13 protein-coding genes are annotated in these 12,410 nt (G+C 63.1%); 2 read left to right on the plus strand and 11 right to left on the minus strand.

The annotated features are described in order from the left end of the window. Nucleotides 1–4 precede the first annotated feature (4 nt). The gene (locus AC6CIG_RS12540) at nucleotides 5–436 is read left to right on the plus strand and encodes an Hsp20 family protein (protein ID WP_437407937.1); all 432 of its coding nucleotides are present in this window, start codon (nucleotides 5–7) and stop codon (nucleotides 434–436) included. 48 nt (nucleotides 437–484) lie between these two features. Continuing rightward, complete coding sequence (locus AC6CIG_RS12545) at nucleotides 485–742, plus strand: BQ00720 family protein (RefSeq protein ID WP_018094016.1); 258 nt, start codon at nucleotides 485–487, stop codon at nucleotides 740–742. 131 nt (nucleotides 743–873) lie between these two features. Here AC6CIG_RS12545 and trmB read toward each other — a convergent pair whose 3' ends face one another. The 11 genes from trmB to tsaB form a co-directional block, all read right to left on the minus strand. Further along, on the minus strand, nucleotides 874–1,572 hold the full coding sequence (trmB, locus tag AC6CIG_RS12550) for a tRNA (guanine(46)-N(7))-methyltransferase TrmB (RefSeq protein ID WP_026168515.1): 699 nt from the start codon (nucleotides 1,570–1,572) through the stop codon (nucleotides 874–876). 224 nt (nucleotides 1,573–1,796) lie between these two features. Next, nucleotides 1,797–3,077: a methionine adenosyltransferase gene (metK, locus tag AC6CIG_RS12555; protein WP_100669750.1), complete on the minus strand. Its 1,281-nt coding sequence runs from the start codon at nucleotides 3,075–3,077 to the stop codon at nucleotides 1,797–1,799. 302 nt (nucleotides 3,078–3,379) lie between these two features. Beyond that, nucleotides 3,380–3,799: a helix-turn-helix domain-containing protein gene (locus AC6CIG_RS12560; protein WP_003527670.1), complete on the minus strand. Its 420-nt coding sequence runs from the start codon at nucleotides 3,797–3,799 to the stop codon at nucleotides 3,380–3,382. A gap of 136 nt (nucleotides 3,800–3,935) precedes the next feature. Continuing rightward, nucleotides 3,936–5,531 carry an apolipoprotein N-acyltransferase gene (gene lnt / locus AC6CIG_RS12565; RefSeq protein ID WP_018094014.1) on the minus strand — a complete coding sequence of 532 codons (1,596 nt, stop codon included), beginning with the start codon at nucleotides 5,529–5,531 and terminating at the stop codon, nucleotides 3,936–3,938. Nucleotides 5,532–5,684: 153 nt separating this feature from the next. Beyond that, on the minus strand, nucleotides 5,685–6,848 hold the full coding sequence (locus AC6CIG_RS12570; RefSeq protein ID WP_437407939.1) for a hemolysin family protein: 1,164 nt from the start codon (nucleotides 6,846–6,848) through the stop codon (nucleotides 5,685–5,687). Between the two features lie 12 nt (nucleotides 6,849–6,860). Beyond that, the gene (gene ybeY / locus AC6CIG_RS12575) at nucleotides 6,861–7,367 is read right to left on the minus strand and encodes an rRNA maturation RNase YbeY (RefSeq protein WP_100669753.1); all 507 of its coding nucleotides are present in this window, start codon (nucleotides 7,365–7,367) and stop codon (nucleotides 6,861–6,863) included. A 16-nt stretch (nucleotides 7,368–7,383) separates the two neighbouring features. Further along, nucleotides 7,384–8,439 carry a PhoH family protein gene (locus AC6CIG_RS12580; protein WP_100669754.1) on the minus strand — a complete coding sequence of 352 codons (1,056 nt, stop codon included), beginning with the start codon at nucleotides 8,437–8,439 and terminating at the stop codon, nucleotides 7,384–7,386. A 4-nt stretch (nucleotides 8,440–8,443) separates the two neighbouring features. Then, complete coding sequence (miaB, locus tag AC6CIG_RS12585) at nucleotides 8,444–9,862, minus strand: tRNA (N6-isopentenyl adenosine(37)-C2)-methylthiotransferase MiaB (protein WP_018094010.1); 1,419 nt, start codon at nucleotides 9,860–9,862, stop codon at nucleotides 8,444–8,446. Between the two features lie 113 nt (nucleotides 9,863–9,975). Beyond that, nucleotides 9,976–10,845, minus strand: a complete 870-nt coding sequence (gene olsA / locus AC6CIG_RS12590) for a lyso-ornithine lipid O-acyltransferase (RefSeq protein ID WP_437407941.1) — start codon at nucleotides 10,843–10,845, stop codon at nucleotides 9,976–9,978. A 220-nt stretch (nucleotides 10,846–11,065) separates the two neighbouring features. Further along, complete coding sequence (locus AC6CIG_RS12595) at nucleotides 11,066–11,569, minus strand: GNAT family N-acetyltransferase (RefSeq protein ID WP_018094008.1); 504 nt, start codon at nucleotides 11,567–11,569, stop codon at nucleotides 11,066–11,068. Nucleotides 11,570–11,629: 60 nt separating this feature from the next. Next, nucleotides 11,630–12,286: a tRNA (adenosine(37)-N6)-threonylcarbamoyltransferase complex dimerization subunit type 1 TsaB gene (gene tsaB / locus AC6CIG_RS12600; RefSeq protein ID WP_437407942.1), complete on the minus strand. Its 657-nt coding sequence runs from the start codon at nucleotides 12,284–12,286 to the stop codon at nucleotides 11,630–11,632. Between the last annotated feature and the right edge of the window lie 124 nt (nucleotides 12,287–12,410).

Below are 12,410 nucleotides of genomic sequence, written 5' to 3' on the forward strand. Positions count from 1 at the left end.
GAGAATGAGCAGAATAACGCCTTTTACGAGCCCGCTTCTGGTGGGTTTCGACAGCATGGAAAAGACCCTTGAGCGCATCGCGAAGGGCAATGACGGCTATCCTCCCTACAATATAGAGCGAATTCGCGGCGATTCTGCCGCCGACGCGCCGGAACGCCTGCGCATAACGCTCGCGGTGGCGGGCTTCTCGGAGGAAGACCTCGACGTGACGACCGAGGAAAACCAGCTCGTGATCCGCGGCCGTCAAATCGAGACCGGCGAAAGGGAATATCTGCATCGGGGCATCGCCGCCCGGCAGTTCCAGCGGACCTTCGTGCTGGCCGATGGAATGCAGGTTCTCGGCGCGGAATTGCGGAACGGCCTCCTTGCGGTGGACCTGGTGCGCCCCGAGCCCCCCCGTATGGTAAAGAAAATTAATATTTCGGTCCCAGAATAGGATAACCGGCGAGATTTTTTCCTGCGCCGGCGACCACGGAGCATGACCATGGGACTGAAAGCCATCAACACATCGCTGTCGAAGAACGACCTTGCGCATCTTGGCGCAGGCGAGGTCGGCTATATCCGCAAGATGCGTTCTGAGGAGGTCTCCCGTTGCTTTCCGGAAGCGCCCGAGATGGGGCCTGGAATCGATCTGTGGGCCCTGTTCGGCGCCGATGGAACGCCTATCCTGCTGACGGACAACCGCTCCAGCACCTTCTTCAAGGCGGCGGAAGACGACCTTCGCACCGTCACTTTGCATTGAGCGGGTAAGAATTGCCCCTGTCCTCGCAGACGGAGAGGGGACTTAAGCAGCGGCCGCGAAACCCCTTCGCCCCGCGCGCGGGAGAAGGTGGCCGTCAGGCCGGCTGAGGGGCCAAACTCCAGACGCCTGGTTCACCTACGCCGAAAGGTCAGATAGGCCGAACTGCGCCCTTCCCGGCGGGCCTTGGCTTCGTAGCGCGTGCTCGGCCATCCGGCGAAAGGCGTCAGCCAGTCGGCCGCTGTCTCCGCCGTCCATTCGAAAGCCGCGTGGTCGCGGCAATGGATGAGCGTCCAGTTGATATAGCTGTCGATGTCCGAGGCAAAGCAGAAGACGCCGCCCGGCTTCAGGATGCGTGCGAAGCGGTCGAGATTGACCGCGGAGACGAAACGCCGCTTCCAGTGCTTCCGCTTCGGCCATGGATCGGGATAAAGCAGGTCGATCTGGTCGACGGATGCCGCCGGCAGCCAATCCAGCACCTGCGTCGCGTCGTCATCGTAGAGGCGGACGTTCCTGATCGCCTTCGCCTCGATCTGCCCGAGCAGCTTCGCCATCGAATTGACGAAGGGCTCCACCCCGATGAAGCCGGTCGCCGGGTCTTCCGCAGCACGGTGGATCAGGTGCTCTCCGCCGCCGAAGCCTATCTCCAGGCGGATTCTTTCGACGGGCTCGGGAAAAAGCGCCGTCAGATCGGCCGGTGCCGGCTTCCCGAGATCGAGCTTCAAAAGGGGCAGCAGGTGTTCGAGATGGGCCGCCTGCCGCTCCCGCAAGGGCTTGCCCTTGCGGCGGCCGAAGAAAGCCTCCGTTGCTCTGGCACCGCGCGTTTCGGTCATGTCGTTCTTCCCATAGATGAAGCAGGCTGCGGGTAGAGGACGCACATCGTTTTCCTCATCCAGCTCCGCATCCATGATTTCCGATCGAGCCGAGCCCGAAATCACAATGAAGGAGGCGGACGCTCCTCTCCGGAGCGCCCGCCTGACTGTTGCCACGGCTGATAACAGGCGGCTGCGATATCTTCAATACGCGGCTTCTTCCGAAGCTGCCTCGCGGGCAGGGCTTACGCCGCGCGGCTCGCCGCTCTTCCGTTGACGGACGACGAGTCGCTCTCGATCGCCTCTTTCAGCGGCTTGACCAGGTCGAGCTTCTCCCAGGAGAAGGAACCGTCGCGGCCGGCCTTGCGGCCGAAATGGCCGTAGGCGGAGGTCTTGGCATAGATCGGCCGGTTGAGGTCGAGATGGCGGCGGATGCCCGTCGGCGACAGGTCCATCGTCTTGCGGATGGCGCTCTCCACCTGATCTTCCGAGACCTTTCCGGTGCCGTGCAGATCGACATAGATCGACAGCGGCTGGGCTACGCCGATCGCGTAGGAAAGCTGGATGGTGCAGCGCTCGGCAAGGCCCGCCGCTACGACGTTCTTGGCAAGGTAGCGGGCCGCATAGGCGGCCGAGCGGTCGACCTTGGTCGTGTCCTTGCCGGAGAAGGCACCGCCGCCATGCGGAGCTGCGCCGCCATAGGTGTCGACGATGATCTTGCGGCCGGTAAGGCCCGCGTCGCCGTCCGGTCCGCCGATGACGAACTTGCCGGTAGGATTGATGTACCAGGTGCAGTCGTCGGCGATCTTCAGGTCCCCGAGCGCCTCACGGATATAGGGTTCGACCACGGAACGGACCTTGGTGGAATCCCAGCTCTCGTCGAGATGCTGGGTGGAAAGAACGATCGAGGTGGCCTCGGCCGGCTTGCCGTCGACGTACCGCACGGTCACCTGGCTCTTGGCGTCCGGACCAAGCTTGGCGACTTCGCCTTCGCCCTTCTTGCGGGCCGCAGCGAGCAGATTGAGGATGCGGTGCGAATAGTAGATCGGCGCCGGCATGAGCTCGGCGGTCTCGCGGCAGGCATAGCCGAACATGATTCCCTGGTCGCCCGCGCCTTCTTCGCCCTGCTTGTCGGCGGCATTGTCCACGCCCTGCGCGATGTGTGCGGACTGGAAGTGCAGAAGAACGTCGATTTTCGCAGTCTTCCAATGGAAGCCGTCCTGCTCATAGCCGATGTCGCGGATCGCCTTGCGGGCCGCCGACTTGAACTTCGAGGGATTGATGACGTCGACGCCGTTCTTGTCTTTCTTGAGAAGGCTCGGCGGCAGCCTGACCTCTCCGGCGATGACCACACGATTGGTCGTCGCCAGCGTCTCACAGGCGATGCGCACAGTCCACGGATCGACGCCGGTCTTTGCGGCTTCGCGGTAGACCAGATCCACGATTTCGTCGGAGATACGGTCACACACTTTGTCCGGATGACCTTCGGCTACGGATTCACTTGTGAACAGGTAGTTTGCGCGCATGCGGGAAGTCCCCTCAATGAAAGAAGCGGTCAAACGTTTAGTGGTTTTGCCGGTGAAAAACAAGCACACAACGACATAAATATATCTTTATATCGGCATCGCCACGACGTTCCGCTTTCCCGAAAATGCAGAATTGAGGGAAAATTTTCGCTCTCGGGAGCGCGCCGCCGGCCAGCGCGCCATGTCGGATGCGCAGCCTCGAAGCGCCGCCGTCCTCATCGGCAGGGTTGGAGCTCGGACAGCAGTCTCCATACGAAAAAAGCGGCTTGATGCCGCTTCTTTCGTGCCGGGCGACTTGCCGCCTATTCGCTCTCCGCCTCGGCGGCCAGTGCTTTAACGAGGTCTACCAGCTTGCGCCGGACCTTCGGGTCGGAAATTTTCACGAAGGCCCGGTTGAGCTGCAGCCCTTCCGAGGAGGACAGGAAATCGACGACGTAGTTGGAGCTCGACGCCTCGGCCATCCCCGGCCCGGTGCCGCCGCCATCGCCCGGAGCATCCTCGAAGAAGAACGACACCGGCACGTTGAGTATCTGCGAAATGTTCTGCAGCCGGCTCGCGCCGACGCGGTTCGTGCCTTTTTCGTACTTCTGAATCTGCTGGAAGGTAATCCCCAGACTCTCGCCGAGCTTCTCCTGGCTCATGCCAAGCATCGTCCGACGAAGGCGAATCCTGCTACCGACATGAATGTCGATCGGGTTCGGTTTCTTCTTATTCTCGATCATATTCGCCTTCCTAAACACGCTGTTTACGTTACCAGCAACCCCGCGTTGCAAAATATGCGCTGCGGCAACCCTGTCACGCTCGGCGGCAGGCGAAGGTTGATGGCGAAATACACTATGCAATTTTAGGGGTTTTACGTCAATTCTTCCCAATATTAAAACCTAAGCGCGATATTACTGCAACCAGAAATAGAATTCCCATCGTCAGCCAGAAAATTTGGCTGCGCGTTGCGACATTTGTGAGCGTAGGCAGTTTTCCCGGCAGAATTGTGTCTAGAACCCCCCTGTAATTGTAGCCCAATACTAGCACTAAAACACCACGTGCATCAACAACTGCTGAAATACCAGTATTCGCGGCACGAATCATCGGAGTTCCGGTTTCGACCGCGCGGAGCTGCGCCTGATGGAAATGCTGGCGCGGGCCGGGGGTATCGCCGAACCAGGCGTCGTTGGTGATGTTGAGGAGCGCGTCTGCGAGCCGGGCATTGCCGTCCACCTCGTCGGCGAAGATCGCCTCGTAACAGATCATCGGATAGATCCGCCGGCCGCCCGGCAAGGTCAGCATTGGGCGGGTGCTGGCCGCCGAGAAACCGCCCGGCATCGAGGCCGCGACGGAGCTCAGGCCCCAGGAGGTCAGCAGATCCTCGAACGGGAGGTATTCACCGAAAGGCACCAGATGCACCTTGTCCGCCGCACCGACGATCTGCCCTCGATCGTCGATGACATAGACCGAATTGTAATAGCGCGGCGGCAGTCCGGCACCGGCATCCTCGACCCTGACGGCGCCGGCGACGAGAACTTGCCCGTCCTGGAGAACGTCGGCGATCCGCGCCAGGGCGTCGGGATTGTCGGTGAGGATGAAAGGGATCGACGTTTCCGGCCAGACGACGATGTCCGGCCGTTTGGCGCCATCCTGGACCGGGGCGGCCGTCAGCGAGAGATGGTCCTCGAAAATCGACGCACGCTCCCGGTCGTCGAGCTTCTTGGCCTGGTCGATCACCGGCTGGACGACGCGGACGGTCATCTCCGGCTGGAGCGGCACCGGTGCCGGCTGGGCGAGCCGGTAAAAGCCGAAAGCGACATGCGCCACAAAGAGCGCTGCGGCGATGGCGAGACCGGCGCGCGCGCCCTTGCCCGTCCAGATCAGAGCCGGCGCGGCGAAGACGAAAACGGCCAGCATGTTGATCGTCGAAAGATTGACGACGCTGGCGGACTGCATCATCAAGGGCATCGGCATGGCCGCATAGCCGATGGCATTCCAAGGGAAGCCGGTAAAGAGAAAGCCGCGCAGCCATTCGGCGATGCCGAAGCCGAGCGCGAGGGCGGCGATCCGGCCCCAGCCGTCCGACCAGAGGCTGCGGGCAATGACGACCGCCAGCGCGTAAAAGAGCCCCAGAACGGCCGGGAGGCCGACGACGGTGAGCGGCAGCGCCCAGGCGAACGCGTCCGCCTCGACCAGAAGCGCATTGCCCAGCCACCAGAGACCACCCAGGAAATAACCGAAACCGAAGGACCAGCCGATCGCCGCGGGCGGCATCAGCCGCCGCAGCACGCCGTCGCCGGGGTCGGGCGCCACCCCGTCGATCAGCCAGACAAGGACGGGAAAGGAGACGAAAGCCGCCGCGAAAATGCCGAAAGGCGGCTGGGCAAGCACCGCCAGAAGGCCGGCGAGAAAGCCGACGAATGTTCGGGACACGCCCGAGAGAAGTATGATTCTGCCTGCCAGTCTTTCCATTGAACCTCCCGTCGGCGCCGGACGTGGGGGAGACCTTGCGCGGGACCCTGTCCTCGAGGATTCAAGGACACACGCAGCACGACCGAATCAATCGGCGGCAGTCTTCCAAAAAAGTGGCTGCTTGTCCCCTCTCAAGGCGACGGCGAGCCGGCCCTATTCGAACGAGGACGGGGGCTGGACACCCGCCCCAGTGGGGCCGGCCGTGGTGAACGCATCGGGCAACGGCTCCTTCTCGACCTTCGGCAGGCGGCGGCGCGACGGCGGACGCTTGCGCATGATCCTGACGCGTTTGACGCGACGCGGATCGGCATCGAGAATCTGGAATTCGAAGCCGGGAATCGCCTGCACCACCTCGCCGCGGACAGGAATCCGGCCGAGCGATGCGAAGACGAGTCCGCCCAGCGTATCGACATCCTCGAGTTGCTCGCGTACGTCGAAGTCCGGTCCGACCGCCTCGGCGATCTCCTCGAGCTCCACCCGGGCGTCGGCGACGAAGACGTCGTCCGAGCTGCGCGCGAACATCACTTCCTCGTCGTCATGCTCGTCCTCGATGTCGCCGACCACCATTTCGACGATGTCCTCGAGTGATACGAGACCGTCCGTTCCGCCGTATTCATCGATGACGAGTGCCATCTGGATGCGCGCGGCCTGCATGCGCTGCATGAGATCCGAGGCGAGCATCGACGGCGGCACGAACAGGAGCTGCCGGACGATCCCCGCCTCCTCCACCGTCTTGTCGAGATCGACGCGAGAAAGATCGAAGCCTGCCTTCATCTGCCGGGGCGCCCTTTCGGGCTTGTCGCCGTTCGCCGTCGCCGCCGCATGGGCTTTGCCGTTGCGGCGGCGGTTGCGCGCCTGCTTGGTCACATAGGCAAGAAGGTCACGGATGTGCACCATTCCGCGAGGGTCGTCGAGCCCCTCGCTGTAAACCGGCATGCGCGAGCGTCCCGACTCCTCGAAGAGCACCATGAGCTCGCCGATGGTGATATTCTGGTCCACCGCTTCGATGTCGGCTCGCGGAACCATCACGTCCTCGACCCGAACCTCGCGGAAGCGGAGGATGTTGTTGAGCATCGCCCGCTCTTCGGGCGAGAAAGCCGCATTGCCTTCGGCGTCCGTCATGAGCGCATCGGCGAGATCCTCGCGCAGGCTCGACGGGCTCACACCGCGCAAAAGACGCGCGGCACGGCTCCAAAATGATGATGTGGATTTGCTGCCCTCGAATCGGGCGGCGGTACTACTACCGGCCTCGGTGTCGCCGGAGGCTTCCGCCTCCTCGGTCGCGACAGCGGCCGGCTGTGTCTTGAAGTCGCTCATCGTTCCAAACTGTCAATGCGGGGGTTGGTCCCCGTAGGGATCAGATAGGCCAAGACGCGCCAAAATGCGAGTCTCCAACCCCTCCATTCTCTCCGCTTCGTCGTCTTCGATATGATCATACCCGAAAAGATGCAGGAATCCATGAACGAGAAGATGCGTCAAATGGGCGTCGAAGGGCTTTTCGAGCTCCACCGCCTCCCGCCTGAGCGTCTCATGGGCGACCACGATGTCGCCGAGCATCGGCCCCGGCATCCTGCCCGGCGTCACCGGAAAAGCGGGAAAGGACAGAACATTCGTCGCCTTGTCCTGACCTCGCCACTCCGCGTTGATCGCCCTGATCGACTGATCGTCGGTGAAGACCAGCGACAGTTCCGCCGCCTGTGCGGGCAGCGGCTGCTTCTCCTCACGCGCGAGAAAATCGGCCGCTGCCTCGAGAACACGCTCGCAAAAAGACCGGAGCTCGTCTTCGGGCGGCCAGTCTCCTGCCTCGACGCTAATCTGAATGTCCAATGCCGTCATGATAAACGCGGCCGCCTCAGCGATCGCTCTGCTCGCTCTCGTCGTGAACCGCCGTCTGGCTGTCATAGGCCCTGACGATCCGCGCCACCAGAGGATGACGGACGACGTCGGCATCCTTGAAGCGGATCACCGAGACGCCCTCCACGCCCTTGAGTATCTGCAGCGCCTCCACGAGCCCTGACTTTACGCCGCGCGGCAGGTCGACCTGACTCGGATCGCCGGTGACGATCATCCGGCCGTTCTCGCCGAGACGGGTCAGGAACATCTTCATCTGCATCGACGTCGTGTTCTGCGCCTCGTCGAGGATCACGGCGGCATTGGCAAGCGTGCGCCCGCGCATGAAGGCGAGCGGCGCGATCTCGATGACCCCCGCGGTGATTGCCCGCTCGACCTTGTCGCCCGGCATCATGTCGTACAGCGCGTCATAGAGCGGACGCAGATAGGGATCGACCTTCTCCTTCATGTCGCCGGGCAGGAATCCGAGACGCTCGCCCGCCTCTACAGCCGGACGCGAGAGGATGATCCGGTCGACCGCGCCACGCTCCAGGAGCTGGGCGGCATGGGCGACGGCGAGATAGGTCTTGCCCGTACCCGCAGGACCGACGCCGAAGACGAGCTCGGCCCGCTCCATGGCGCGGATATAGGAATCCTGCATCGGCGTGCGCGCAGCGATTGTCTTCTTGCGCGTCGAAATCTGCGCCATTGTCAATTTGGCTTTGCGCTCCATCGTCGGCAACTGTAGCTGATCGTCGGCGGCGACCGCCATGCGGATCGCACCTTCGACATCGGATGTATCGATCGAAGCGCCACTCTGCAGCCTTCCGTAGAGATAGTCGAGGGCACGGCGCGCCTGATTGGTTGCGACGACGTCACCGGAGATGGCGACGGAGTTTCCCCGCGGCCGGGCGTCGATGCGCAATCGCTCTTCCAGCAATTTCAGATTCTGGTCGAACTGGCCGAAGAGCTCGCTCGCAAAGCGGTTGTTCTCGAAGGTGAGCACGAAGTGATTGGCGTCCGTCGCGGATGTCTTCGACTGGCGAGATGAGGAAGAAATCAGTTCGTGTCCGTTCAAGCGGTCAGCTCCTCGCGTCCGATTCCCCGATCATCTCGGCAAACAGGCTGTTCGGCCCGGCCTTGGTGATTCGCACTCTGATAATGTCACCGATTTGCGATGCTTTTGCATCAACATTCACGGGCTGCAGCCACGGCGACCGGCCGACGAGCTGCCCCGGCATGCGGCCCGGCTTCTCCAGGAGCAGGTCGATCTCCCGACCCACACAGGCCTCGGCGAAACCGCGCTGCTGCTTTACGAGCAAAGCCTGCAATATTTCCAAACGCTTGGCCTTCACGTCCTCGGGAACCTGTTCCTTGAGCTCGGCGCCCGGCGTTCCGGGACGCGTCGAATACTTAAACGAGAAAGCCTGTGCATAGTTCACTTCCTCGACAAGGCGAAGGGTATCCTCGAAGTCCTGATCGGTCTCGCCGGGAAAGCCGACGATGAAATCGCCCGAAAGCGCCAGGTCGGGCTGCGCCGCACGAATGCGCTCGACGAGCGCCAGGTATTCGGCAGCCGTGTGGCGCCGGTTCATCGCCTTCAGGATACGGTCGGAGCCCGACTGGACCGGCAGGTGCAGATAGGGCATCAGCTTCGCCATCGACCGGTGCGCCTCTATGAGGCTGTCGTCCATGTCGCGCGGATGGCTGGTGGTATAGCGCAGGCGTGCAAGGCCATCGATTTCGCCGAGGCGCCGCAAGAGGTCGCCAAGGCTCCATTCGCGCCCATGCGGACCCTCGCCGTGCCAGGCGTTGACATTCTGTCCGAGCAGGGTGATTTCGCGCACGCCGCCCTCGACGAGCTTCTCCGCCTCCGCCACGATCTGTGACACCGGGCGCGAGACTTCCGAGCCGCGCGTGTAGGGTACCACGCAGAACGTGCAGAACTTGTCGCAGCCTTCCTGGACGGTCAGGAAAGCCGTGACGCCCCGCGCACGGGTCTTGGCCTTATCGGGCGCCGGCAGATGGACGAACTTGTCCTCGATGGCATAGTCCGTTTCCACGATACGCTGGCCGGCGCGAGCCCGCTTCAGCGCCTCGGGAAGGCGATGATAGGTCTGAGGGCCTATGACGAGATCGACCGCCGGGACGCGGCGGAGAATCTCGTCGCCCTCTGCCTGGGCCACGCAGCCGGCCACGCCGATCAGCATCTCGCGGCCCTCGCGCGCCTTGGCCTTCTTCAGTTCGCGCAGGCGACCGAGCTCGGAATAGACCTTCTCGGCAGCCTTTTCGCGGATATGACAGGTGTTGAGCAGCACGAAATCGGCGTCTTCCAGGACATCGGTCGCAACATAGCCGTCGCGCGAGAGCGCATCCGACATGCGGTCGGAGTCATAGACGTTCATCTGACAGCCATAGGTCTTGACGAAGACCTTGCGCGCCGGAACGTTCAGGTCGCCCGCCTCGGGCGACGTCGACAGAAGAGCGGTTTCCTGGGTCATGCGGGTTCTTTAGTGCATAGCGCCCCAAAGTTGAAGCATTTTCGGGCCGGCACGGCGCGAGCCGCGACCGGTCACCCTTTCAGGGTGATCCCGGATTGAGGCATTTGAGAGTGCTACCGCGACCTTCGCGCGTCCGACGGAACGTCCGGCGCCACAGAGAGCGCGGCAGCCGGCTCGACCTTCGCGGCGGATCGGGAACGCCCTCGCAGCCGATCCGACAGCATTTTGCGGATCCGCTGCTCGATGAGGCGGCTCACTTCCTTGCGGTTCGCGTGCCGGTCATAATCCACCGCCTCGCCAAAATCGACATCGACCTCCAGGGCTCCCTCTCTGAGCACTCCGAGAAGGTGCGGCACCAGACCGATGTCGCCCGGCCATGCGGCGATCGGCCGATGATAGCGACCCATCGGCATGCCGTGGATGCCGGTGTAGGAAATCGCCAGCGGCTGGACATGAACCACGCCGGTCGGCGACTGCGGAACCGCCGAAGCGGCCGCGCCGAACAGCGAGGTCTTGATGTCGAGCAGCCGGTTGCCGTCGGAGGTCGTTCCTTCCGGGAAGAGCACGACGATTTCCCCATCGGCGAGCCGCCGCCCGATGTCATTGACCTGGTGACCGGTGGTGCGCTTCTGCTCGCGTTCCACGAAAACCGATGCCTGAAGGCGGGCGAGAAGCCCGAATACCGGCCAGCTCTTGACGTCCGACTTGGCAACGAAAACGACGTCCGCCACCGAGGAAAGCACCAGGATATCCTTCCAGGAGACGTGATTGGCGCTGAGGAGCAAGGGACGCCGGCGGTCGAGCTCGCCATGGACGCGGACGCGCAGGCCGAGCAGCAGGCAGGCGACGCGATGCCAGTGACGCGGCAGCCAGCGCCGCGGTTTCAGATCGAGCCAGAGACAAAGGATCTGGACCGGCATCAGCACCAGCGAGACCATGACGAGCAGCATGCCGCAAAGAGCGACCCGCACCCAATTGATCATCCGCAGGCACCTTCCAAACTGCGCTTCACCGTTTGCGTGAAATCATGAACGTGATCTGTTCCAGTGGGTTGAGACGCGGGATACCGGCGAAAACCGCACACGCCTTCCTCATCTCGCTCCAGAGCATTTCCAGGAAAAGTGTGTAACGGTTTTCCGTCCGGAAGTGCGTTGGCCCAAAGGGTTAGAGCATTTCAGTGTTTCCATGAAACAGCGAGATGCTCTAACGAAGATCGAGCCGCATGACAAGCGCCGCGCTGCGCTCGCCGGGCCGCGCCTGGTAATAGGCCTTCCGCTCCCCGACCTTGCGGAAGCCGAGCTTTCCGTAGAGACCGATCGCGGCCTGGTTCGTCTCGTCGACTTCCAGGAACAGTGCCTCTGCTCCCTTGACGGCGGCCTCCCGCATCGCCGCCTGCATGAGGCGCCAGCCGAGACCGGAGCGCGCGTAGCGGGGGTCGACCCCAATCGTCAGTATCTCGGCCTCGCCGGCGACCGCCCGCGACAGGACGAAGCCGCCGAAGGCCGGCCGGAACATGCCGTTGGCATTGGTCTGGCGCGCGACGAATCCGAACACTGTCTCCTGACTCAGGAGCCCATGGATTTCGCCGTCGCTCCAGGCGGCGGCAAAGCGCTGGCGATGCAGCGCGGCCGCGGCGCCGAGATCGGCCTCTTCAAGCGCGAAAATGTCGAATTCGGCGCGGCGGGTGAAATAGTCGGTAAGGCTCATCGGGGCGTTTCTTGGACGTTCTGGAGAATATACGGGCGAATGGCGTTTGGCGTCTTCCGGTCAGGCACGGGTCACGGCGAATCCGGCCTGGGGCTTGGCGTCCGGTCCGCGCAGATAAAGCGGCTTAGGACGCGCAGAAGCCGGATCGGCCGCCGCGCCCAGCCGGGCGAGGGTCGCCATATCGATCTCGTCCGGCTTTCCGCCCGCCGCGCCGGTGACGGCAAGGGCACCGGAGCCGCAGACGATGCCGGCGAAATCGGAAAAGCGCCGGCGCGCTTCCTCGGCGGCCAGGATTTCCGCCTCCCCTTGCGGCCGTCCCGAAGCATCGAAGGCCTGGAGGTAAAGCTCGTCCCGTTTGGCGTCGAGGACGACGAGCACCGGCTGGCCTGTCTGTTTCAGCCGCGCGCTTTCGGCGACGACCTGAAGCGTCGTGACCCCGACTGCCGGCTTTCCGAGCGCCAGGGCAAGGCCGCGCGCAGCGGCAACGCCGACACGGATCCCGGTGAACGATCCTGGACCTATCGTCACGGCAATCCGATCGATCTCGCCGAGTTCCCGGCCCGAGACGCTCAAGGCCTCATCCACGAATTCCATGAGGCGCTCCGCATGGCCACGTCCGATTTCCGCGCCCGCGCATGCCAGAAGCTCTCCGGAGCCGCCGTCGCAGACGGCAGCGAAACAACCGGACCCGGATGTATCAATGGCAAGAACTAGCATTTCAGCCGCGGTCTCCTCCCTGCGTCCTGCGATCGGTGCGGCTGCGAGGGTGCGCAGCCGCAGTTACCGCATCTACAAGTCGCTGCGGCACGTCGGAATCACACCTGTGATTCTATCCCAAAAA

It is taken from the genome of Sinorhizobium sp. GQ132 (assembly GCF_059758575.1).

Coding starts and splice junctions, on each gene's coding strand:
- AC6CIG_RS12540 (WP_437407937.1), top strand. CDS start 5: ATGAGCAGAATAACGCCTTTTACGAGCCCGCTTCTGGTGGGTTTCGAC.
- AC6CIG_RS12545 (WP_018094016.1), top strand. CDS start 485: ATGGGACTGAAAGCCATCAACACATCGCTGTCGAAGAACGACCTTGCG.
- trmB (WP_026168515.1), bottom strand. CDS start 1,572: ATGACCGAAACGCGCGGTGCCAGAGCAACGGAGGCTTTCTTCGGCCGC.
- metK (WP_100669750.1), bottom strand. CDS start 3,077: ATGCGCGCAAACTACCTGTTCACAAGTGAATCCGTAGCCGAAGGTCAT.
- AC6CIG_RS12560 (WP_003527670.1), bottom strand. CDS start 3,799: ATGATCGAGAATAAGAAGAAACCGAACCCGATCGACATTCATGTCGGT.
- lnt (WP_018094014.1), bottom strand. CDS start 5,531: ATGGAAAGACTGGCAGGCAGAATCATACTTCTCTCGGGCGTGTCCCGA.
- AC6CIG_RS12570 (WP_437407939.1), bottom strand. CDS start 6,848: ATGAGCGACTTCAAGACACAGCCGGCCGCTGTCGCGACCGAGGAGGCG.
- ybeY (WP_100669753.1), bottom strand. CDS start 7,367: ATGACGGCATTGGACATTCAGATTAGCGTCGAGGCAGGAGACTGGCCG.
- miaB (WP_018094010.1), bottom strand. CDS start 9,862: ATGACCCAGGAAACCGCTCTTCTGTCGACGTCGCCCGAGGCGGGCGAC.
- olsA (WP_437407941.1), bottom strand. CDS start 10,845: ATGATCAATTGGGTGCGGGTCGCTCTTTGCGGCATGCTGCTCGTCATG.
- AC6CIG_RS12595 (WP_018094008.1), bottom strand. CDS start 11,569: ATGAGCCTTACCGACTATTTCACCCGCCGCGCCGAATTCGACATTTTC.
- tsaB (WP_437407942.1), bottom strand. CDS start 12,286: ATGCTAGTTCTTGCCATTGATACATCCGGGTCCGGTTGTTTCGCTGCC.